Annotated in this window: 17 protein-coding genes and 5 tRNA genes; 18 read left to right on the forward strand and 4 right to left on the reverse strand. The window is 69.7% G+C overall.

The annotated features are described in order from the left end of the window. Positions 1-2,316, reverse strand: a 2,316-nt coding sequence (locus CHR28_RS23775) for a nitrate- and nitrite sensing domain-containing protein (protein ID WP_143655881.1), incomplete at its 3' end; no start/stop codon positions are given. Between the two features lie 600 nt (positions 2,317-2,916). Between CHR28_RS23775 and CHR28_RS23780 the strand changes: the two genes are divergently transcribed. The 11 genes from CHR28_RS23780 to CHR28_RS23830 all read left to right on the forward strand — a co-directional run bounded on the left by CHR28_RS23780 (position 2,917) and on the right by CHR28_RS23830 (position 12,412). Then, on the forward strand, positions 2,917-3,108 hold the full coding sequence (locus CHR28_RS23780) for a hypothetical protein (protein ID WP_179272543.1): 192 nt from the start codon (positions 2,917-2,919) through the stop codon (positions 3,106-3,108). Between the two features lie 173 nt (positions 3,109-3,281). Then, positions 3,282-4,058 (forward strand): fumarylacetoacetate hydrolase family protein, encoded by a 777-nt coding sequence (locus CHR28_RS23785; RefSeq protein ID WP_094055727.1) that lies wholly within the window; start codon positions 3,282-3,284, stop codon positions 4,056-4,058. Continuing rightward, a complete protein-coding gene (gene gltX / locus CHR28_RS23790) occupies positions 4,051-5,535 on the forward strand; it encodes a glutamate--tRNA ligase (RefSeq protein ID WP_094055728.1) in 1,485 nt (494 codons plus the stop codon). The genes CHR28_RS23785 and gltX overlap by 8 nt, the downstream gene beginning before the upstream one ends. A 170-nt stretch (positions 5,536-5,705) precedes the next feature. Next, positions 5,706-7,919: a hypothetical protein gene (locus tag CHR28_RS23795; protein ID WP_094055729.1), complete on the forward strand. Its 2,214-nt coding sequence runs from the start codon at positions 5,706-5,708 to the stop codon at positions 7,917-7,919. 29 nt (positions 7,920-7,948) lie between these two features. After that, entirely contained in the window at positions 7,949-8,680 is a 732-nt protein-coding gene (locus tag CHR28_RS23800; RefSeq protein ID WP_094055730.1) for an HAD family hydrolase, read from the forward strand. A 90-nt stretch (positions 8,681-8,770) separates the two neighbouring features. Further along, a tRNA-Gln gene (locus CHR28_RS23805) sits at positions 8,771-8,842 on the forward strand. 40 nt (positions 8,843-8,882) lie between these two features. After that, positions 8,883-8,955: transfer RNA gene (locus CHR28_RS23810), tRNA-Glu, on the forward strand. A 39-nt stretch (positions 8,956-8,994) separates the two neighbouring features. Beyond that, positions 8,995-9,067, forward strand: a tRNA-Glu gene (locus CHR28_RS23815). Between the two features lie 20 nt (positions 9,068-9,087). Further along, positions 9,088-9,159, forward strand: a tRNA-Gln gene (locus CHR28_RS23820). A gap of 28 nt (positions 9,160-9,187) precedes the next feature. Beyond that, positions 9,188-9,260: transfer RNA gene (locus CHR28_RS23825), tRNA-Glu, on the forward strand. A 506-nt stretch (positions 9,261-9,766) separates the two neighbouring features. Next, entirely contained in the window at positions 9,767-12,412 is a 2,646-nt protein-coding gene (locus tag CHR28_RS23830) for a ParA family protein (protein ID WP_094055731.1), read from the forward strand. A 228-nt stretch (positions 12,413-12,640) separates the two neighbouring features. Here the strand turns inward: CHR28_RS23830 and ndgR are convergent, their stop codons facing one another. Then, on the reverse strand, positions 12,641-13,354 hold the full coding sequence (gene ndgR, locus CHR28_RS23835) for an IclR family transcriptional regulator NdgR (RefSeq protein WP_094055732.1): 714 nt from the start codon (positions 13,352-13,354) through the stop codon (positions 12,641-12,643). A gap of 194 nt (positions 13,355-13,548) precedes the next feature. Here ndgR and leuC point away from each other — a divergent pair, with 194 nt between their 5' ends. The 4 genes from leuC to CHR28_RS23855 all read left to right on the forward strand — a co-directional run bounded on the left by leuC (position 13,549) and on the right by CHR28_RS23855 (position 16,871). Next, positions 13,549-14,979, forward strand: coding sequence for a 3-isopropylmalate dehydratase large subunit (gene leuC, locus CHR28_RS23840; RefSeq protein WP_094055733.1), 1,431 nt, complete (start codon positions 13,549-13,551; stop codon positions 14,977-14,979). 6 nt (positions 14,980-14,985) lie between these two features. Continuing rightward, positions 14,986-15,579, forward strand: a complete 594-nt coding sequence (leuD, locus tag CHR28_RS23845) for a 3-isopropylmalate dehydratase small subunit (protein WP_094055734.1) — start codon at positions 14,986-14,988, stop codon at positions 15,577-15,579. A 277-nt stretch (positions 15,580-15,856) separates the two neighbouring features. Continuing rightward, positions 15,857-16,087 (forward strand): hypothetical protein, encoded by a 231-nt coding sequence (locus CHR28_RS23850; RefSeq protein WP_094055842.1) that lies wholly within the window; start codon positions 15,857-15,859, stop codon positions 16,085-16,087. 136 nt (positions 16,088-16,223) lie between these two features. Next, positions 16,224-16,871 (forward strand): HU family DNA-binding protein, encoded by a 648-nt coding sequence (locus CHR28_RS23855; RefSeq protein ID WP_094055735.1) that lies wholly within the window; start codon positions 16,224-16,226, stop codon positions 16,869-16,871. 82 nt (positions 16,872-16,953) lie between these two features. Here CHR28_RS23855 and CHR28_RS23860 read toward each other — a convergent pair whose 3' ends face one another. After that, a complete protein-coding gene (locus CHR28_RS23860) occupies positions 16,954-17,157 on the reverse strand; it encodes a hypothetical protein (RefSeq protein WP_094055736.1) in 204 nt (67 codons plus the stop codon). A gap of 9 nt (positions 17,158-17,166) precedes the next feature. After that, the gene (gene cofC, locus CHR28_RS23865; protein WP_094055737.1) at positions 17,167-17,805 is read right to left on the reverse strand and encodes a 2-phospho-L-lactate guanylyltransferase; all 639 of its coding nucleotides are present in this window, start codon (positions 17,803-17,805) and stop codon (positions 17,167-17,169) included. Between the two features lie 157 nt (positions 17,806-17,962). Between cofC and CHR28_RS23870 the strand changes: the two genes are divergently transcribed. The 3 genes from CHR28_RS23870 to CHR28_RS23880 are packed head-to-tail and all read left to right on the forward strand — an operon-like array spanning position 17,963 to position 21,008. Further along, positions 17,963-18,784, forward strand: coding sequence for a lysophospholipid acyltransferase family protein (locus CHR28_RS23870; RefSeq protein ID WP_094055738.1), 822 nt, complete (start codon positions 17,963-17,965; stop codon positions 18,782-18,784). Beyond that, complete coding sequence (locus CHR28_RS23875; protein WP_094055739.1) at positions 18,781-19,791, forward strand: NAD(P)H-dependent glycerol-3-phosphate dehydrogenase; 1,011 nt, start codon at positions 18,781-18,783, stop codon at positions 19,789-19,791. The genes CHR28_RS23870 and CHR28_RS23875 overlap by 4 nt, the downstream gene beginning before the upstream one ends. 59 nt (positions 19,792-19,850) lie before the next feature. After that, positions 19,851-21,008 carry a D-alanine--D-alanine ligase family protein gene (locus CHR28_RS23880; protein WP_094055740.1) on the forward strand — a complete coding sequence of 386 codons (1,158 nt, stop codon included), beginning with the start codon at positions 19,851-19,853 and terminating at the stop codon, positions 21,006-21,008. The last annotated feature ends 5 nt before the right edge of the window (positions 21,009-21,013 follow it).

Below are 21,013 nucleotides of genomic sequence, written 5' to 3' on the forward strand. Positions count from 1 at the left end.
GGCACCGCCGCCGAAGGCACCGCCGGCAGCGAGGGCGCCGCCGTTCTGGCCGGCACCGGCGGCCCGCCGGGCCGCCGCCGCACCGGCCGCGGCCTGCGCTGCGGCCGGACCGCCACCGCCGACCGGCGGCTGGCCGCCCTGCTTGGGCTGGGGCTTCTTGCCGCCCTGGGCGACGTCGACGGGCAGCATGACCAGCGCGGTCGTGCCGCCGGAGTCGGACGGGCGGAGCTGGATGCGGATGCCGTGCCGCTGGGACAGCCGGCCGACCACGAACAGACCCATGCGGCGGGAGACGGAGACGTCCACCGTCGGGGGAGAGGCTAGCCGCTCGTTGATCGCCGCGAGGTCCTCGGGGGAGAGGCCGATACCGGTGTCGTGGATCTCGATCAGCACCCGGCCGTCGGGCAGGGCGTGACCGGTGACCTTGACCTTGGTCTGCGGCGAGGAGAAGGAGGTCGCGTTCTCCAGCAGCTCGGCGAGCAGGTGCACGAGGTCGTTGACCACGCGGCCGGCCACTTCGGTGGTCGGCACCGAGGCCAGCTCGATGCGCTCGTACTGCTCCACCTCGGAGGCGGCGGCGCGGAGCACGTCGACCAGCGGGACCGGGCGGGTCCAGCGGCGGCCGGGCTCCTCACCGGCGAGGACGAGGAGGTTCTCGCCGTTACGGCGCATGCGCGTCGCGAGGTGGTCGAGCTTGAACAGCGAGGACAGCTGGTCCGGGTCGGCCTCGCGGGACTCCAGCTCGGAGATCAGCGACAGCTGGCGCTGGATCAGACCCTGGGAGCGGCGCGAGAGGTTGGTGAACATCGCGTTGACGTTGCCCCGCAGCAGGGCCTGCTCGGCGGCGAGGCGGACCGCCTCGCGGTGCACGTCGTCGAAGGCCGCGGCCACCCGGCCGATCTCGTCCCGGGAGTGCACACCGACCGACTCCACGGACGTGTCGACGTCCTGCGGGTCGGACTCGGACAGCTGCTTGACCAGCTCGGGCAGACGGTCGGAGGCGACCTTGGTCGCGGTCTCCTCCAGCCGGCGCAGCGAGCGGATCATGGAGCGGGCCACGACGAAGGCGCCGACCAGGGAGACACCGAGCACGATCAGGATCAGCGCACCGGAGATGATCGCGTCGCGCTCGGTGGCGCTGCGCAGCTCACGGGCCTTCTGTTCCATCTCCTCGAGCAGGGTGTGCTCGATGTTCTTCATCTGCTGGATCTTGGTGGAGCTGTCGTCCAGCCAGTCGCGGTAGGACCGCTTGTCCTGCTGGGCCAGACCGCTCGCGGAGATCAGGGCGCGGCCGGCGTAGGTGTCGGTGGCCTTGATCGTGGAGTTGCCGCCGTCCTCGATCGGCTTGAGCAGCTCGGCGGCGGCGTCCTCGCCGTAGATGCTCTTGAAGCTGCGGATCTCGGAGTTCTGGCTCTCCAGGGCCGACTGGGCGTAGAGCCGGTCGTTCGGGGAGAGCTTGCCGGTCGTGGTGTTGCTGGCCGGCAGGGCCGCGGCGAGGGCCGCGCGCTGGATCGAGGAGTACTCCTTGGCGGAGGAGAACGCCGCGAGCGCACGCGTGCGCTGGATCATGTCCGGGTTGCTGGTCGCCTCGGCCATGTCCTGGGAGAGGTCGATCAGGTTCTCGATCAGACGGTGGTACGCCTCGATCGTCTGCGTGGAGTTGCCCTCGGACGCGTAGGCGCCCTTGCGGATCTGCGCCAGATCGCCGAGCTCACCGGCGATCTGGATGAGGTACTCGCGGACGCCCTTGAGGTTGCCGTCCTTGCTCGCGCTGTCGATCTCCTCGGACGAGTCGAGGAAGTTGTTCATCGCGCGGTCGGTCTTCTCGCGCAGCCCCTTGACCGTGAAGTCGGTGGCCTTGCCGCCGTGCGCGAGCGGGCCCGCCGACTGGTCGCGCTCCTCCTGGAGCGCGGCCGACAGCTCGGTGGCCTGCTTGGTCATGTCCGTCAGCAGCTTCATGTTGTCGAGCTGCTGGATGTCGTCCATGGACTGGTTGATACGCAGGGCGCCCAGCGAGGTGGCCGCGACCACCGGGAGCGCGAGCAGCGACACCAGTCGGGTGGAGATGCGCCAGTTGCGCAGGGCTATTCGCGGGCCGGGGCCGGTCGGACCGGCCGGCGGCTTCAGGGCCGGGGCCGGGCCCGCGGGCCCGGAGGGGGCCGACGCGCCGGGGCGCCCCGGGCTCTCACCGCCGTCACCGGCCGGGCCCGGGTTCTGGGCGTGCTGGGGCGAGGGGCCGCCATTCATGGGGCCAGTCCCGCCGTGCGGCTCCGGCTCCGCCGAAGCGTTGCCATCCCTCTTGAAACGTCCCTGCACTAGCGTCGCAACCTCTGGACCAGGCACCCCGTCGGATGAACGGCGGGGCACGGTGTCGGCGTTCTGGGGACGCCCTGAGTTCGCCCCCGTGGTGGTCGTGAGTGACCGGCGCTGGTTCCCCCTTCTGGCCGCCACTCGGCGCGTCTGTGCGCCCCCTGTGCGCCGGCTCGATCCCGCGGCGGTCCGTGGCATTCCAGCACAGCACAGGATCTCCAACAAGGCTCGTAGGCCAGGCCGTGACATAGGTGACACCACGTGAGGGGCGGATCACCGGACGTAGAAAGGGAGTTCGCCCAATTCGGGCACATGCCCGCGAGTTGCCGAGTGGTGACAGGTGTCCCAGTCGCCATGATCGGGAGCGGAATGAGGGCTTCAGGGGGTCAATGTCCGCTTCGTCGCAGTGGGGTGGGGGTCCGTATTGCCCGTTTCGACCCTTGATTCGTGAGGAAACTCACACGCCGATCGTGACCCCTCCGCCATGGGGCCGGGAATCTGATGTTTAGCCTGACGCTTTACAGAGATGGCAAAACCGACAACCCGCGCCCGAGCGGGGGTCTCGCACCCTCGCGGCGCCCGTCACAGGACAGGGTCAAGTAAACAGTGAAGACGACGACGATGTTCCACAAGATCGCCAACCCGCGGCGCACGACGCTGGCGCACCTCGACGACGCCGACGAACTGCAGACGCCGGAACAGCCGGAGCACCGCGTCGAACTGCCGACCCAGACCGCCAACCCCAAGCGCACCGTCCTCATGGAGATCCCCGCCGCGGCCGCCGCTGCCGCGAAGTGACACCAGGACATACGCGCGCCGGCCGCAGGATGCTCACCGCGGCCCGGCACGGACTTCGAGGGGCGTCCCCGGACATGGTGACGCCCCTCGTCCGTGCGCACGGCGGGGACACCTCCCCGCGTTAGCCTGGAGCGTCAGACTCCAGTCGCTTCAGTCAAGGGGCCAAGCATCCCGTGCGCATCGCCAGATTCTCCATCGACGGGAACGTCGCCTTCGGCGCCATCGAGGGCGAGAAGCAGGACGAGCTCGTCCTGGACATCATCAAGGGCATCCCGTTCGCGGACTTCGAGCTCTCCGGGACGAAGGTGCCGGTCGGCAAGGTGAGGCTGCTGCCGCCGGTGCTGCCCAACAAGGTCGTGGCCTTCGGCCGCAACTACGCGGAGCACGCGCGCGAGCTGGGCAACGAGGTACCCGAGGCCCCCTTCGCCTTCTTCAAGCCGTCCACTTCGGTGATCGGCCCCGGCGACGAGATCCAGTACCCCTCCTTCTCCACCGAGGTGCACCACGAGGCCGAGCTGGCCGTGGTCATCGGCCGGATGTGCCGCGAGGTCCCACGCGAACGCGTCAAGGACGTGATCTTCGGCTACACCTGCGCCAACGACGTCACCGCCCGCGACGTCCAGAAGCGCGAGAAGCAGTGGGCCAGGGCCAAGGGCTTCGACACCGCCTGCCCGCTCGGCCCCTGGGTGGAGACCGACCTCGACCCCTCCGACCTGACCATCCAGCTCACGGTCAACGGCCAGCAGCGCCAGCTCGGCCGCACCAGCGAGATGATCCACTCCGTCGAGGACCTGATCGTCAACATCTCCGAGGCCATGACGCTGCTCCCCGGCGACGTGATCCTCACGGGCACCCCGGCTGGGGTCGGCCCCCTGAACGTCGGCGACGAGGTCGCCGTCACCATCGAAGGCATCGGCACTCTCACCAACAAGGTTGTCAAGCGTGGCTAGCGCATCCGCCCCAGCAGTCCGTGTCCGTTTCTGCCCGTCGCCCACCGGCAACCCCCACGTGGGCCTGGTGCGCACCGCCCTGTTCAACTGGGCGTTCGCCAAGCACCACCAGGGCACTCTGGTCTTCCGCATCGAGGACACCGACGCGGCCCGCGACTCCGAGGAGTCGTACACCCAGCTGCTCGACTCGATGCGCTGGCTGGGCTTCGACTGGGACGAGGGCCCCGAGGTCGGCGGCCCGCACGCGCCCTACCGCCAGTCGCAGCGCATGGACCTGTACAAGGACGTCGCCGCCAAGCTGCTCGACGCCGGCCACGCCTACCACTGCTACTGCTCCCAGGAGGAGCTGGACACCCGCCGCGAGGCCGCCCGCGCCGCCGGCAAGCCCTCCGGCTACGACGGCCACTGCCGCGACCTGTCCGCCGCGCAGGTCGAGGAGTACAAGGCCCAGGGCCGCGAGCCGATCGTCCGCTTCCGGATGCCCGACGAGACGATCACCTTCACCGACCTCGTCCGCGGCGAGCTGACCTTCACCCCGGAGAACGTCCCGGACTACGGCATCGTCCGCGCCAACGGCGCCCCGCTGTACACCCTGGTCAACCCGGTCGACGACGCCCTGATGGAGATCACCCACGTCCTGCGCGGCGAGGACCTGCTCTCCTCCACCCCCCGCCAGATCGCCCTGTACAAGGCGCTGATCGAGCTGGGCATCGCCAAGGAGATCCCGTCCTTCGGCCACCTGCCGTACGTGATGGGCGAGGGCAACAAGAAGCTCTCCAAGCGCGACCCGCAGTCCAGCCTGAACCTCTACCGCGAGCGCGGCTTCCTCCCCGAGGGCCTGCTCAACTACCTCTCGCTGCTCGGCTGGTCCCTCTCGGCCGACCAGGACGTCTTCACCATCGACGAGATGGTCGCCGCGTTCGACATCTCCGACGTGAACCCGAACCCGGCGCGCTTCGACCTCAAGAAGTGCGAGGCGATCAACGGCGACCACATCCGCATGCTCGACGTGAAGGACTTCACGGAGCGCTGCCGCCCCTGGCTGCAGGCGCCGTTCGCCCCCTGGGCCCCGGAGGCCTTCGACGAGGCGAAGTGGCAGGCCATCGCCCCGCACGCGCAGACCCGGCTGAAGGTCCTGTCGGAGATCACCGACAACGTCGACTTCCTGTTCCTGCCGGAGCCGGCCGAGGACGAGGCCTCCTGGAACAAGGCCATGAAGGAGGGCTCCGACGCCCTGCTGCGCACGGCCCGCGAGAAGCTGGAGGCCGCCGACTGGACCTCCGCCGAGTCGCTCATGGAGGCCGTCCTGGCCGCCGGTGAGGCCCACGGCCTCAAGCTCGGCAAGGCCCAGGCGCCGGTCCGCGTCGCCGTCACCGGCCGTACGGTCGGCCTGCCGCTGTTCGAGTCCCTGGAGGTCCTGGGCAAGGAGAAGACCCTGGCCCGGATCGACGCGGCGCTGGCGAAGCTGGCCGCGTAACCACACGGTTCCGGCGAGGGCGGCGTCCGGTTCGGGCGCCGCCCTCGCCGTGTCCGCCCAGTCGTCACCCGGAGTTCACCGTTCCGGCCGACTCCCGTCCGCGGCCGGGACGTTGGATGCCCCCTGTGCGCACGGTGCGCGTGTGCGCCCTGGTCCAGGGGGAGAGGAACATGAGCCGTTCACGAAGACTCGTCTACACGGCCGTCGGCGGGGTGCTGGCCCTGTCCTGCACGGTGCCGACCGCACCCGCGCAGGCCGCCGCGGCGGCGGGAGAACCGGTCGGCACGGTCCGGCTCGTCACGGAGAAACGCGTGACCGTCGACTACCCGTGGGCCGGGGCCTCCGGCTTCCAGTACCGGCCCGGGACCGGCTCGGTCACCACGGTGGACTACCCCGACACGGTCCCGCCCGCCCACGCCGGCCCCGACGACCTGGCGAGCGGCACCGACGTCATGACCACCCGCGACGGGCAGAAGGTCGTGCAGCGGCACCGCTCCACCGGGGTGACCGCCACCGTCACCCTCCCCGCCGACCAGGCCTACCGGGCCGCCGTCGGCTGGAGCGTGCTGACCCTGGACTCCACCGGAGCCCTGCACGTCCTGCGCGCCGCCGACGGCACGGTCACCGCCGACACCCCTGTCACCGGTTTCCCCGCGGGCGCCCGGCCCGTCGTCTACCGCACCGGCGGCTCGGTCACCCGCCTGGCGATCGTCTACGCGCTGGACGGCAGGACCTCCGTGGGCCTGGTCGACCTCGCCGACGGCACTTTCCGCACCTACGTCACCGGCGACGAGGCCACCCCGGAGCTCGCCTTCAACGACCGCTGGCTCGTCGCCGACTGGAAGGCGATCCGGGTGGACTCCGAGCCCGGCACCCAGCCCACCGCCCTCACCAGGACCGGTGAGCGGCTCGAAGCGGTCGTGGGCGACCGGCTCCTGCTCGGCAACCCGGACTTCGTCCTGGGCGGCACCGAGGCGGCCCTGACCGCACGCTCCCTCGCCACCGGAGCCAGGGACACCGTGCTGACCTCGTCGTTCGGCGGGATCGGCCCGACGCCGGACGGCGGCGCCCTGGCCACCGCTGGTCCCTCCAGCCTCGACTGGAACATCCACCGCATCCGCCTCGACGGCAACGGTGGCCTCACCACCACGGAGGTCGCCCGGGTCCCCGCCGCCGCGACCGCCGTCCAGGGACTGGCCGTCGGCGCCGGCGAGTTGCTCCTGCACGGCGCCACCCCGGGCGCCTCGCTCCGCTACAGCGGCTTCCCGCTGGACGCCACCGGCCGGCCCACCGGCCCCCAGACCCCGCGCAGTCCGGCACTGGCCGCCCCCACCTGCCTCGGCGGCGACGCCGCCTGCCCCCAGCTGGAGGCCCTGGGCGACGGCCGCGTCAGCCACCTGCACACCGACGCGAACGGGGAGGAGTCCGTGGTGAACACCGGCCTCGACACCACCACCCTCCTCACCGCGCCCACCGACGGCGACTCCGGCGGCCGCATCGCCGGCGGCACCGGCCGCTACGTGCTCTACAACGGCGGCTCCGGCAGACAGCGGGTCGTCGACTTCCCGCGCGGCGCCACCAACGGAACGACCGTGCTCACCCGCGACCGCACCGCCGCCGCGGTGTGGGGCCAGACCCTGTGGACCCCGGGCAGCACCCAGGGGACGGCCACCGGCCGCAACCTGAAGACGGGCACGACCACCACCGTCACCACCGGCGCCCCCTGCACCCCGACCGACCTGCAAGCCGTCAACACCTGGCTCTACTGGACCTGCGGCACCACCGCCGGCGTCCTCGACCGCGCCACGAACCGCAGGATCACGGTCCCGGCCGACCACGGCCCGGCCCGCCTCGCCGACGGCTTCCTGCTCCGCGAGAACCGCACCACCCACGAGCTGCTGCTCACCGACTTCCACACCGGCACGGCCACCACCCGCGCCCTGGTCAAGCTGCCCGCCACGGACCAGAACACCGGCGGCAGCAACGGCCGCTGGGCCGTCGACCGCTTCGGCGGCCACATCGCCCACCTCAACGGCACGTACGGCGAGGTCTCCATCGTCCCCGCCGGCGTCCCCACCTCGCCGCTGGCGCAGATGGAGGCCCAGGTCTACTCGCCGTCCGTGATCGGCACGTCGTTCCCCTGGTCACCGGTGTGGCAGCTGAACAAGCCGTCCACCTGGACCCTGACCCTGGCCAACGCCTCCGGCACGGTCGTGCGCACCCTGACCGGCGCCTCCACGGGGGCCGCCGTGCGCCCCGCCTGGGACGGCAGAACCGACTCGGGCGGCGCCACGAGCGGCACCCACACCTGGAAGCTCACCGCCCACCCCCGCGACGGCCAGGGCCCGGACCTCACGCTCTCCGGCACCATGACCCTGGGCTGAGAGCGGGCCGCCGCGGGTACGGTCGGACCATGAGCATCCGCGCCGTGGTCTGGGACGTCGACGACACCCTCTTCGACTACACCACCGCCGACCGCCTCGGCATGCGCGCCCACCTGACGGCCGAGGGCCTGCTCGACGACCGCGAGACCGTCGAGCAGGCCCTCGCCCGCTGGCGGGAGGTCACCGGCCGGCAGTGGGCCCGCTTCGCGGCCGGCGAGGCCACCTGGGAGGCCCAGCGCCGCGACCGCGTACGGGTGTTCCTGGACCGGGACCTCACCGACGACGAGGCCGACGCCTGGTACCGGCGGTACATCACCCACTACGAGGCGGCCTGGGCGCTCTTCCCGGACGTCCTGCCCGTCCTCGACGCCCTCGCCGCCAGCCACCGGCACGCCGTGCTCTCCAACTCCAGCCTCCAGGTCCAGGACCGCAAGCTGCGCGCCCTCGGCGTCCACGACCGCTTCGAGACGATCCTGTGCGCGGCGGAACTGGGCATCTCCAAACCGGAGGCCGGCGCGTTCCTCGCCGCCTGCGAATTCCTCGGCCTGCCACCCCACCAGGTCGCCTACGTCGGCGACCACCCGGAGATCGACGGACGGGGCGCCGCCGACGCCGGCCTGCTGTCGGTGTGGATCGACCGCGGCGGTGTGTACGCCACGATCGAACCGCCCGTCGGCCCGCACCGCATCGCCTCCCTCGCCGAACTGCCGTCTCTGCTCGGCGCGGATACTCGTTTTGGAGCCCCGTCCACCTTCGGGTAATGTTCTTCCTGCGCCGCGGGGAGCGGGCCGGAAGGCACAAGCCCCAGGCGCACTACTAGAACAAGATCCCCTCAGGGGCTTGCGTTCCAGTGGCCTATGGTGTAATTGGCAGCACGACTGATTCTGGTTCAGTTAGTCTTGGTTCGAGTCCAGGTAGGCCAGCTCGCAGAGCTCATCTGCGCCAGCGGATTCCGATCCGCAAGCCCCCGTTGTGTAGCGGCCTAGCACGCTGCCCTCTCAAGGCAGTAGCGCCGGTTCGAATCCGGTCGGGGGTACTGGTTCCGGACGATCGACGATCATCCAGAGCTGCTAGGGCCCCCGTTGTGTAGCGGCCTAGCACGCCGCCCTCTCAAGGCGGTAGCGCCGGTTCGAATCCGGTCGGGGGTACTGACTGGTCTAAACCACATTGGTCTATGGTGTAATTGGCAGCACGACTGATTCTGGTTCAGTTAGTCTTGGTTCGAGTCCAGGTAGACCAGCTCGGACCTGCGGAAACGCAGGATCCACGCCCCCGTTGTGTAGCGGCCTAGCACGCCGCCCTCTCAAGGCGGTAGCGCCGGTTCGAATCCGGTCGGGGGTACTGTGAACGGAAGCCTCCCAGCCTGGCTGGGGGGCTTCCGTCGTCTCGGCTGCAACAGGGTTCGGGAGAGCCTTGGTGTGTTCGCAACAGGGACGGAGGGGGGAGTCAGTGGCTGACTTCCAAGCTGTGGCTGGTGTGCGTGCCGCAGAGGTCAAAGCTCTGACCGATTCAGGGCACTACCTGGGGGCCGTCTACTTGGCCGGCTACGTGGTCGAGTGTCGTTTGAAGACGTATTTGCAGCTGAACGGTATTCGCTTCCCCAGAGGTGGGAGTGAGGGGCACAATCTGCGAGGTTTGTGGCGGTCTGCCGGCTTTCCGCCGCCTCCGGGGCATGCCGACTTGTTCATCGCCCATTGGGGTACGGAACTGCGCTATGAGACTCGCCTGCCGGCGGACGTCGACCCAAAAGACCTGCTCAAGGGGGGGAGAGAGCTGGCAAGCTGGGTGGCGACGCGTATCCGGCAGGCAAACTCCCGACGCGGAGTTGTTGGGCGCAGGTGGAACGGATGAGGAAGGCCGATGTGATGTCCGACCATGACTCCACTGACAAGATCGTGGCGGCCGTGCGAGAGGTTGTCCCTGCGGCAGTGGTTCATGTCGTCCGTGATGCCGGGGGTCTTCTGGTTCGCGCCGAGAGTGACAGCTTCGGCTCCTGGACCCCTGAGGAACGGAAGTCCAAGGTCGTATCCCGTCTGGAAGACGAGGTGCTGCGGCAGGTGCATACCTGGGAGCTGCTCACCCCGGCGGAAGCCGAGTGGTACGGCGACTTGGACCACGCGGATGATGACGAGCGAGTGCCGCACTGGACGTCTGCTCTGGAGCGCGCGAACGACGCTACCCGCACCCTGCCCTCCGTGAGGTTCGCCAGCGATCTGGACGAGGACCTCGATTCGGCACCGGTTGTCACCTTCTACAGCCTCAAGGGCGGAGTGGGTCGCAGTACCGCGCTGGCGTCGGTCGCACGTCGCCTCAGTGGTGACCATGGGCTTACCGTCGTCTGCATCGACATGGATCTCGAGGCGCCTGGCCTCGACTCCCTGTTCGGGATCGAGAGCGAGGTCGAAGCCGATCAGGGCGTGGTGGCGGCGCTGCTCCGGTACGAATTCGGCGACCAGAGGCCAGTGCTCAAGCATCTCATTCCGGTCGATGACGCCGGCCGGCTGTATTGCATGCCCGCCGGTCGGATCGACAGCGCTTACGCCGCACAGTTGCGGGCGCTCGAACCGGAGATCTGGTACCGCGAGCGGACCAATGCGCTGCATCGCCTCATCGATGATGTCCGCGAGTCCAACCTCTCGCCCGACGTCATCCTGATCGACTCGCGCACCGGTGTCAGTCCCGTCGCCGCGCCCCTGCTGTTCGACGTTTCCGACATGGCGGTGATCTGTTTTCATCCCCACGCTCAAGCGCGGGTGGGCACGGAAATGCTCACCAGGGCCCTGATGAGTGCCACGACGCGACGCAGCACCGCCGACCGAGCTCTCACGCCCGAGCCGCGTTTCGTCGTGTCGCCGATGCCTCCCGGCATCAGCGCCACCCGCCTGGCCGAGCGTGCAAGGTCCTGGGTCGAGGCCTGGACAGCGCCCGCAGGTTCCCAGCGAGAGGCTCAGGGGCTCTCGGCCGAAGAGATCACGCACATGATCCCCTACAACGCCGAAGTGGCTTTCGCGGACACCGTCGGCGACTCGCGGGCCCAGCTATCGCCGTATGCGCGTATCGCCGACTGGATCGTGCAGATCGTGCCCGAGCCGGCGCCTGCACTGGCTGTGCAGAACCGGACCTCGGCAAGCAAGGTCGAGGCGCTCCGGCAGCTCTCGTTTTCGACGGGTACGGCAGAGATCCTCGACCACGACGAGTTCTTGCAGGACTACGTTGTGACACGTCAGGTCAACGAGACGGCTGCCCCCGATGTGCCGTTGATCCTCGGTCGTAAGGGGACGGGCAAGACGGCTCTGTTCCGGTGGCTGGCGGCTGGCAAACTCGTCAGCTGGGAATCCGTGTTGGTGACGACGCCGAACCAGTACAGAGGGCGTCCAGCGTGGTCTTTCGGACCGGACAACTATGCAGCTGTCGGCGGTGCACTCGACCAACGAGGCCTTGACTGGGGATCTTTCTGGCAGGTTCTGATGGCTCTTGCCATTCACCAGTCATACGGCCCGGCTCAAAAGTTCGGAGCCCCCCACCCTGCCCTCGCCGACCTTGAGGACGGCGACTTCGCGGTGACGCAGGCCGTCTTCAAGGTTCTCGACGATCCGATGGGTCCGCTGCGATGCGGTGATTGGCTGCGCCGTGTGGACGCCGGCGGCGACCGCGGTGTCCTCCTGCTCTTCGATGGCCTGGACACGGCCTTCGGCCATTCGCCGGTTCAGCGTTCACGTAGGTCGGCCGCGATTGCCGGGTTGCTGACAAAGCAGGCAGACCTCGCATCGCGCCTGCACAGGATTCGACTGAAGGTCTTCGTACGACAAGACATCTGGCAAGGGCTCCGCTTCGAGAACAAGAGCCACTTCTTCGGTCTCTCCCGTCGCCTGCAGTGGGAGGACCGAGAGGATTACTTCAAGGTCGTCCTCAAGCGGGCCGTACGCTCGTCCGCCTTCGCGGATGTGCTGGCCGTGCTCGACTCTGCCCTTCCCGCGAAGGAGGTGGCGGCGTGGAGCCCTGAGCAGGTGGCTGTCGCCTGGAATGCGCTGGTAGGCGAGCGCATGCGCGGGGAGCGCACCGCCTTCACGGCGAACTGGGTGTGGAATCGACTCGCGGATGGCAACGGTGACCATTCGCCGCGCGCCCTGCTGCAGCTCTTCGCGGCAGCGCTGGACTGGGAACGCGCAGAAGAGAAACGGAGTGGTTACGACCGCTCTGTCCTCCGGCCTCGCAGCCTTGCGCTCAGTCTGGAGAGCGTCAGCGACAAGGCCTTGTCGGCTCTGCTGGACGAGGAGTTCCAGGAGCTCAGGCATGTCGCCGAGGCGTTGCGTGATTATGGCCGGACACCTGTGACTGAGGACGCGCTGAGTGACATCGAGGAGGATCTCGTCGTCCTGGCTCAGGAAGCGGGACTTTTGGAGGTCATCGACAGCGACGCGTCTGAGCGATTGTTCAAGGTTCCGGATCTCTACCGGTGGGCGCTCGGCGTGACCCGTCGTGGACCCATGTGAAAGCGGCTAATCATCGGGGCACGGTCGATACGCATGCGGCCGCGCATGGCCGGTGCCCGGTGGTAGGGACCACGGAAGTGGTTCACTCAGCGCCGCCCCGATTCTGGAAAGGGGCACTTGGAGCGTCCGGCTATAGATCCAGACAGGTGCCCCGCTGTCCCTGAGGTTCGTCTGCACGGAGCGGGGGAGGACCTGCCGCGGCGTCGAGGCCGGCCTTCCCCGTATCGCTCAGCCGCGCCGCAGCGCCTCGGAGAGCCGCCCCGCCGCGTCGATCACGGCCTGCGCGTGCATACGGCCCGGATGCCGGGTCAGCCGCTCGATGGGCCCGGAGACGGACACCGCCGCCACCACCCGGTTCGACGGCCCCCGCACCGGCGCGGACACGGACGCGACGCCCGGCTCCCGCTCACCGATCGACTGGGCCCAGCCCCGCCGCCGCACACCCGACAGGGCCGTCGCCGTGAAACGCGCCCCCTGCAGCCCCCGGTGCAGCCGCTCCGGCTCCTCCCAGGCCAGCAGGATCTGCGCCGAGGAGCCGGCCTTCATCGTCAGCGTCGAACCGACCGGGACCGTGTCCCGCAGTCCGGACAGCCGCTCCGCCGCGGCGACGCAGATGCGCATGTCGCCCTGGCGGCGGTAGAGCTGCGCGCTCTCGCCCGTGACGTCCCGCAGATGCGTGAGCACCGGCCCGGCGGTGGCGAGGAGACGGTCCTCACCCGCGGCCGCGGCCAGCTCGGCCAGGCGAGGGCCGAGAATGAAACGGCCCTGCATGTCCCGCGCCACCATGCGGTGGTGTTCCAGGGCCACGGCCAGGCGGTGAGCCGTGGGTCGTGCCAGTCCGGTGGCGCCGACCAGGCCCGCGAGGGTGGCCGGACCGGACTCCAGAGCGCTCAGGACGAGGGCCGCCTTGTCCAGAACGCCGACGCCGCTACTGTTGTCCATGCAACGATACTCGCGTCTCACTCTGTGAAACGCAAGTTCAAATTTCTCCGGAACCCGCCACCCTGGAATCACGAAGTCACAACGGCCCGTGACGTAAGGGCCTGGTGGTGTGTGCCCGGAATCAGGGGAACGGGCACCGCCTCTCAAGATCTCTAGTTGGGTCGGCGGACCGCCGTCGGCCGGAGGGAACAGCGATGGGTAGGACACTCGCGGAGAAAGTCTGGGACGACCATGTCGTCCGCCGCGCGGAGGGCGAGCCCGACCTTCTCTTCATCGATCTGCACCTGCTGCACGAGGTGACCAGCCCGCAGGCCTTCGACGGTCTCCGCAAGAGCGGCCGCCCCGTGCGGCGCCTCGACCTCACCATCGCCACCGAGGACCACAACACCCCCACCCTCGACATCGACAAGCCCATCGCCGACCCTGTCTCCCGGGTCCAGCTGGAGACGCTGCGCAAGAACGCCGCCGAGTTCGGGGTGCGCCTGCACCCGCTGGGCGACGTCGAGCAGGGCGTCGTGCACGTCGTCGGTCCGCAGCTGGGCCTGACCCAGCCCGGCACCACCGTCGTCTGCGGTGACTCCCACACCTCCACGCACGGCGCCTTCGGCGCGCTGGCCTTCGGTATCGGCACCTCGCAGGTGGAGCACGTACTGGCCACCCAGACGCTGCCGATGGCCCGCCCCAAGACCATGGCGATCACGGTCGAGGGCGAGCTGCCCGAGGGCGTCACCGCAAAGGACCTGATCCTCGCGATCATCGCGAAGATCGGCACGGGCGGCGGCCAGGGCTACATCCTGGAATACCGCGGCGAGGCCATCGAGAAGCTCTCGATGGAAGCCCGCATGACCATCTGCAACATGTCGATCGAGGCCGGCGCCCGCGCGGGCATGATCGCCCCGGACGAGACGACGTTCGCGTACCTCAAGGGCCGTCCGCACGCCCCCGAGGGCGAGGACTGGGACGCCGCCGTCGCGTACTGGAAGACGCTGAAGACGGACGAGGACGCCGAGTTCGACGCCGAGGTCGTCATCGACGCCGCCGCGCTGTCGCCGTTCGTCACCTGGGGCACCAACCCCGGGCAGGGCGCACCGCTTTCGGCGTCCGTCCCCGATCCCGCTTCGTACGAAGACGCATCGGAGCGGCACGCCGCCGAAAAGGCCCTGGAATACATGGGGTTGGAGGCCGGGCAGCCGCTGCGCTCCATCAAGGTGGACACCGTCTTCGTAGGCTCCTGCACCAACGGCCGCATCGAGGACCTGCGGGCCGCCGCCGAGCTGCTCAAGGGCCGCAAAGTCGCCGACGGCGTACGGATGCTGGTCGTCCCGGGCTCGGCGCGGGTCGGTCTGCAGGCCGTCTCCGAGGGGCTGGACGTCGTCTTCAAGGAGGCCGGCGCCGAATGGCGGCACGCGGGCTGCTCGATGTGCCTGGGCATGAACCCGGACCAGCTGGCCCCGGGTGAGCGCTCCGCGTCCACCTCCAACCGCAACTTCGAGGGCCGGCAGGGCAAGGGCGGCCGTACGCACCTGGTGTCGCCGCAGGTCGCGGCGGCCACCGCCGTCCTGGGCCACCTGGCCTCCCCGGCCGACCTGGCCGACGCCGACGTCCGTACGCCCGCTGGAGTCTGATCAGTCATGGAAGCATTCACCACCCACACCGGCCGGGCCGTCCCGCTGCGCCGCAGCAACGTCGACACCGACCAGATCATCCCCGCCCACTGGCTCAAGAAGGTCACGCGCGACGGGTTCGAGGACGGGCTGTTCGAGGCCTGGCGCAAGGACGCGTCCTTCGTGCTCAACCAGCCCGAGCGGCAGGGCGCGACCGTGCTGGTCGCGGGCCCCGACTTCGGCACCGGCTCCTCCCGTGAGCACGCCGTCTGGGCGCTGCAGAACTACGGCTTCAAGACCGTGATCTCCTCCCGCTTCGCCGACATCTTCCGCGGCAACTCGCTCAAGAACGGCCTGCTCACGGTCGTTCTGGAGCAGAAGATCGTGGACGCGCTGTGGGAGCTCACCGAGAAGGACCCGCAGACCGAGATCACCGTCGACCTGGTCGCCCGCGAGGTGCGCGCCGAGGGCATCACCGCCTCGTTCGAGCTGGACGAGAACTCCCGCTGGCGGCTGCTGAACGGCCTCGACGACATCTCGATCACCCTGCAGAACGAGGCGGACATCGCCGCGTACGAGGCGAAGCGCCCGTCGTTCAAGCCGCGGACGCTCCCGGTCTGATCCGGAACATGGTCCGCCGCCTCTGAACAAGGCGACTTTCGGCCACCGCAACACCCCCGCCGTACCCCCGATCAGCCCGATCGGGGGTACAGCCGTTTCTGCACCCGAACGGCCCTGTCCGCCCCCAGGTCGGCAGCCAACTGACCACGTTATGACGGTGGTTGCCGGGGTAAGCGAGTGGTACAGCCGTGACTTCCGGGTGTGCCCGGAAGGCCGTTTGAGGCGGCAGTTGTCCCCTGCGCAGGCGACAACTCGCCCCAGATGGCACAATCTGTGCATGGAACACGACGGCCAACTCGAGCTCTATACGGCAGTCGCGGACCAACTCAAGGAAGCGCACGCAAGGGTGCGCGCACTGCAAGTCCCGGAGGGCGTACGGATGGCGCTGACCCGGAAGCTGCTGGTCATTACGGCCGCGGCCAAGCACGATCTCGCCGACGCGGCAAGGCGGCTGGAGCGGTTCACCGCGGACCTCGACGAGGGGCGTATCCCCGACGAGGAACGCTGAACCCGCCGATACCGCCGGGCTCGTTGCGGCACAAGGGTGATAAGCCCGTTTCGTGTTTGATTTGCGGTATATATCTGCCTAACGTGCGAAAAAGCTTGAACACTTTCGTTCTGGCGATGTCTCCGAAGGGGAAGACGTGAACAAGGCGCAGCTCGTAGAAGCGATTGCCGACAAGATGGGCGGCCGCCAGCAGGCCGCCGATGCTGTCGACCATGTACTGGACGCCATCGTCCGCGCGGTGGTCGCGGGTGACCGGGTCTCGGTCACCGGCTTCGGTTCCTTCGAGAAGGTCGACCGTCCGGCCCGCTACGCCCGTAACCCTCAGACGGGCGAGCGGGTTCGGGTCAAGAAGACCTCCGTTCCGCGTTTCCGTGCGGGTCAGGGCTTCAAGGACCTGGTCAGTGGCTCGAAGAAGCTCCCGAAGGGTGACATCGCCGTCAAGAAGGCCCCCAAGGGCAGCCTGTCCGGCCCGCCCCCCACCATCGCCAAGTCGGCGGGCAAGAAGGCCGCGGCGAAGAAGACGGCGGGCGCGGCGAAGACCACCACGGCGCGCAAGACGGCGGCGAAGAAGGCCACCCCCACGAAGACGGCTGCCGCGAAGAAGACCACGGCGAAGAAGGCGCCCGCCAAGAAGACCACGGCGACGGCCAAGACGACCGCGGCCAAGAAGACCACCGCCAAGAAGTCGTCCCCGGCGAAGAAGGCGACCGCCAAGAAGGCGCCCGCCAAGAAGTCGACGGCGCGCAAGACCACCGCCAAGAAGACCACCGCCCGCAAGAAGTAGGGCCGCCTGGGTACTCACGCGACGGGCCGGACTCCCTGACGGAGTCCGGCCCGCGGCGTGTTCCGGAAGTGATCGGACGTGCTCAGAGGGTCTGCAGGGTCACCAGAGTGATGCGCGGGGCGTCCTTCGGGCCCTCCACCTCGATGCGCACCCGCTGCCCGGGGCGCAGCAGCAGCAGACCGCCGGCGTCGAACGCCGCCGCGTCGAAGGGCACCGGAGTGCCGTCGTCCAGGAGGACCTGCCCGCTGCGGCTGTCGGGGTCGTAGGTGTACGCGGTCGCCTGCATGCCCGCAGCCTACTGCCCGGGGATCAGCAACCGCGCGGCGGCCGCGGCCGTATGAGGGCCCACCCCGAGGGCGAGCGCGCTGCGCAGGTCGTCGCCGGTGTCCACGTCCTGGCGTACGGAATCCACGGCGGTCAGGGACAGTTCCACGGCCCCGGACGCGCGGTGCCGGGCGCGGGAATCGGTGCCGAACGCCGGGTGCAATGCGCGGCCCGGGGCGGCGGCCAGAAGAGTCGTGCCGATTGCGGCCGCATCCGGAAGAAATGCGCGCGGGAATTCCGCGGCGGCGTCGAGTACCCGGGACAATTCCCGCGGGCGCAGCGCCGGCAGATCGGCGTTGAGCGCGGCCACCGGGCTCGCGGGGCGGGCGGAGCGCACGGCCGCCGCCGCGTGTGCGAGTGCGGCGTTGAGACCGCTGCCCGGCTCGTCGGCGATGATCGCGGCCCCGAGCGCGGCCAGCGCACGGCCCGCCCGGGCGTCGTCCGTGACGACTGCCACATCCCGCACCGCCGGGCAGGCCAGCACGGCCGCCACCGTGTCCTGCGCGAAGGCCAGCGCGAGGTCCGGCCGCAGCCCGTCGTCGGCGGTGTCCGCCAGCCTGCTCTTGGCCTGGGCCAGCGGCTTCAGGGGTACGACCAACGTCCACTGCACGGGTGTTCCGTCCTCCTCTTGTCGCGGTCATTGTCACCCGGGGCCTGAGGCGCCCGGCGTGTCGGGGCGTACGGTGTTCTCGACAGACCGGCGGCCTGGGGCGACACTTGTGCGGCCCCCGTGGCCGCCGCTTCAGGCCCTAGAGGAAGGTGTCCGCGTGCCCCGCCGCAGAATCGGCTTCTGGTACCGCTTCGCCGCGGTGATCTGCAAACCGCCGCTGGTGGTACTGCTCAGGCGGGACTGGCGCGGAATGGAGCACATTCCGGCCGAGGGTGGATTTATCACCGCGGTGAACCACAATTCGCACATCGACCCCTTCGCTTACGCGCACTTTCAGTACAACACCGGGCGCGTCCCGCGATTCCTCGCGAAGAGCGGTCTTTTCAAGAAGGGATTCGTCGGCGCCGCGATGCGCGGCACCGGGCAGATCCCCGTCTACCGCGAGAGCACGGACGCGCTCAGCGCCTTCCGGGCCGCGATCGACGCCGTGAACCGCGGGGAATGCGTCGCCTTCTATCCCGAGGGCACCCTCACCCGCGACCCGGACGGCTGGCCCATGACGGGCAAGACCGGGGCCGCCCGCGTCGCCCTGCAGACCAAGTGCCCGGTGATCCCCGTGGCCCAGTGGGGCTGCAACGAGCTGCTGCCGCCGTACGCGAAGAAGCCGCACCTGCTGCCGCGCAAGACGCATCGGGTCCTCGCCGGACCGCCGGTCGACCTCTCCCGGTTCTACGACCGGGAGATGACCGCGGACCTGCTGAAGGAGGCCACGGAGGTGATCATGGCCGCCATCACCGCGCAGCTGGAGGAGATCCGCGGGGAGAAGGCGCCCGAGACGCCCTACGACCCGCGCCGGGAGCGGATCGAGCAGCGGCGCCGCACGCAGAAGCAGACCAAGCGGGGCGGGCAGGAGCCGGGGCGGCCGGTACGGTCGGCACAGTCGCCGAAGTCGGTGCAGGAAGAGGGGCTGGGCACGTGAGCAAGCCGGTCAAGGCGGCGGTTCTGAGCGCCGGTTCGTGGGGCACGGCCTTCGGCATGGTGCTCGCGGACGCGGGGTGCGAGGTCACCCTCTGGGGGCGCCGCCCGGAGCTCGTGGAGGCGATCAACTCCACGCGGACCAATCCCGACTACTTCCCGGGCGTCGAGCTCCCGGAGCAGGTGCGGGCCACCACGGACCCCGCCGAGGCCGCGGCCGGCGCCGACTTCACGGTCCTGTCGGTTCCCTCGCAGACCCTGCGCGGCAATCTCGCCGAGTGGGCCCCGCTGCTCGCCCCGGACACCGTCCTGGTGTCGCTGATGAAGGGCGTCGAACTCGGCTCCGCGATGCGCATGAGCGAGGTCATCGACGACGTCGCCAAGGTCGGCCCGGACCGGATCGCCGTGGTCACCGGGCCCAACCTGGCCCGGGAGATCGCCGCGCGCATGCCGGCCGCGGCCGTCGTGGCCTGCACCGACGAGGCCGTCGCCCAGCGGCTCCAGGCCGCCTGCCACACGCCCTACTTCCGCCCGTACACCAACACGGACGTGGTCGGGTGCGAACTGGGCGGAGCCGTGAAGAACGTCATCGGTCTCGCCGTCGGCATCGCGGACGGCATGGGGCTCGGCGACAACGCCAAGGGCTCGCTCATCACCCGCGGCCTCGCCGAGACCACCCGGCTCGGCATGGTGCTCGGCGCCGACCCGCTCACCTTCTCCGGACTGGCGGGCCTGGGCGACCTGGTGGCGACCTGCTCCTCGCCGCTGTCGCGCAACCACACCTTCGGCACCAACCTCGGCAAGGGCATGACGCTGCAGGAGACCATCGCGGTCACCAAGCAGACCGCCGAGGGCGTCAAGTCCTGCGAGTCGGTGCTGGATCTGGCCCGCAGGCACGGCGTCGACATGCCGATCACGGAGACGGTCGTCGGCATCGTGCACGAGGGCAAGCCCCCGGTGGTCGCCCTCAAGGAGCTGATGTCGCGCAGCGCGAAGCCCGAACGACGCTGAGCGACGCGAGGCGGCGGGCGCTGTCTCCGGGCCCTACCACCGGGTACTCTCGACGCGATATGAGCACCGAGAACCTCCCCCAGAGCCCCGAGCAGCCGCCTCGCAAGCCGCGTGTGGCCGTCGTGTTCGGCGGGCGCAGCTCCGAACACGGGATCTCCGTGGTCACCGCCGGCGCCGTCCTCAAAGCCATCGACCGGACGAAGTACGACGTCCTCCCGATCGGCATCACCCAGGACGGCCGTTGGGCGCTCACGGCGGACGAACCGGAGCGGATGGCGATCGTCGACCGGCGCCCGCCGAGCGTCGACGCGCTCGCCGAGTCGGCCGAGGGCGGAGTGATCCTCCCGGTCGACCCCGCCAGCCGCGAAGTCGTCTACAGCGAGCCGGGATCGGTGCCCAAGGCGCTCGGCGAGGTCGACGTGGTCTTCCCGGTGCTGCACGGCCCGTACGGCGAGGACGGCACCCTCCAGGGCCTCCTGGAGCTCTCCGGGGTCCCGTACGTGGGTTCGGGTGTGCTCGCCTCGGCCGTCGGCCAGGACAAGGAGTACATGAAGCGGGTGTTCACCTCCTTCGGGCTGAAGGTGGGCCCGTACGTGGTGATCCGGCCGCGCGAGTGGGAGCGCGACCAGGCCGCGGCCCGCAAGAAGATCGTCGACTTCGCCGGTGAGCACGGCTGGCCGCTGTTCGTGAAGCCCTCGCGCGCCGGTTCGTCGATCGGCATCACCAAGGTCGACGACCTCTCCGGCCTGGACGAGGCGATCGAAGAGGCCCGGCGCCACGACCCGAAGATCCTCGTGGAGGCCGCTCTGCGCGGCCGCGAGATCGAGTGCGGCGTCCTGGAGTTCGAGGACGGCCCCCGCTCCTCGGTGCCCGCGGAGATCCCGCCGCCGCAGGCGCAGGCGTACTACGACTTCGAGGCCAAGTACATCGACTCCACGCCGGGGATCGTGCCGGCGCCGCTGACGCCGGAGGAGACGGCCGAGGTGCGGCGCCTGGCGGTGGACGCCTTCGAGGCGGCCTCCTGCGAGGGCCTGGTCCGCGCGGACTTCTTCCTCACCGAGGACGGCGAGTTCGTGATCAACGAGATCAACACCATGCCCGGCTTCACGCCCATCTCGATGTACCCGCAGATGTGGCAGGCGAGCGGGGTGAGCTACCCGGAGCTGATCGACCGGCTGGTGCAGGCGGCGCTGCGCCGTTCGACGGGTCTGCGCTGACGCCG

Origin of the sequence: Streptomyces sp. XY006 (genome assembly GCF_002237655.1) — a bacterium.
GTDB classification, from domain to species: Bacteria; Actinomycetota; Actinomycetes; order Streptomycetales; family Streptomycetaceae; genus Streptomyces; species Streptomyces levis.

Bases quoted from the DNA above. Each gene is read 5' to 3' on its own strand.
- CHR28_RS23795 (WP_094055729.1), top strand. From the start codon at position 5,706: ATGAGCCGTTCACGAAGACTCGTCTACACGGCCGTCGGCGGGGTGCTG.
- CHR28_RS23850 (WP_094055842.1), top strand. From the start codon at position 15,857: ATGGAACACGACGGCCAACTCGAGCTCTATACGGCAGTCGCGGACCAA.
- leuD (WP_094055734.1), top strand. From the start codon at position 14,986: ATGGAAGCATTCACCACCCACACCGGCCGGGCCGTCCCGCTGCGCCGC.
- CHR28_RS23830 (WP_094055731.1), top strand. From the start codon at position 9,767: ATGAGGAAGGCCGATGTGATGTCCGACCATGACTCCACTGACAAGATC.
- ndgR (WP_094055732.1), bottom strand. From the start codon at position 13,354: ATGGACAACAGTAGCGGCGTCGGCGTTCTGGACAAGGCGGCCCTCGTC.
- CHR28_RS23880 (WP_094055740.1), top strand. From the start codon at position 19,851: ATGAGCACCGAGAACCTCCCCCAGAGCCCCGAGCAGCCGCCTCGCAAG.
- CHR28_RS23860 (WP_094055736.1), bottom strand. From the start codon at position 17,157: ATGCAGGCGACCGCGTACACCTACGACCCCGACAGCCGCAGCGGGCAG.
- leuC (WP_094055733.1), top strand. From the start codon at position 13,549: ATGGGTAGGACACTCGCGGAGAAAGTCTGGGACGACCATGTCGTCCGC.
- CHR28_RS23800 (WP_094055730.1), top strand. From the start codon at position 7,949: ATGAGCATCCGCGCCGTGGTCTGGGACGTCGACGACACCCTCTTCGAC.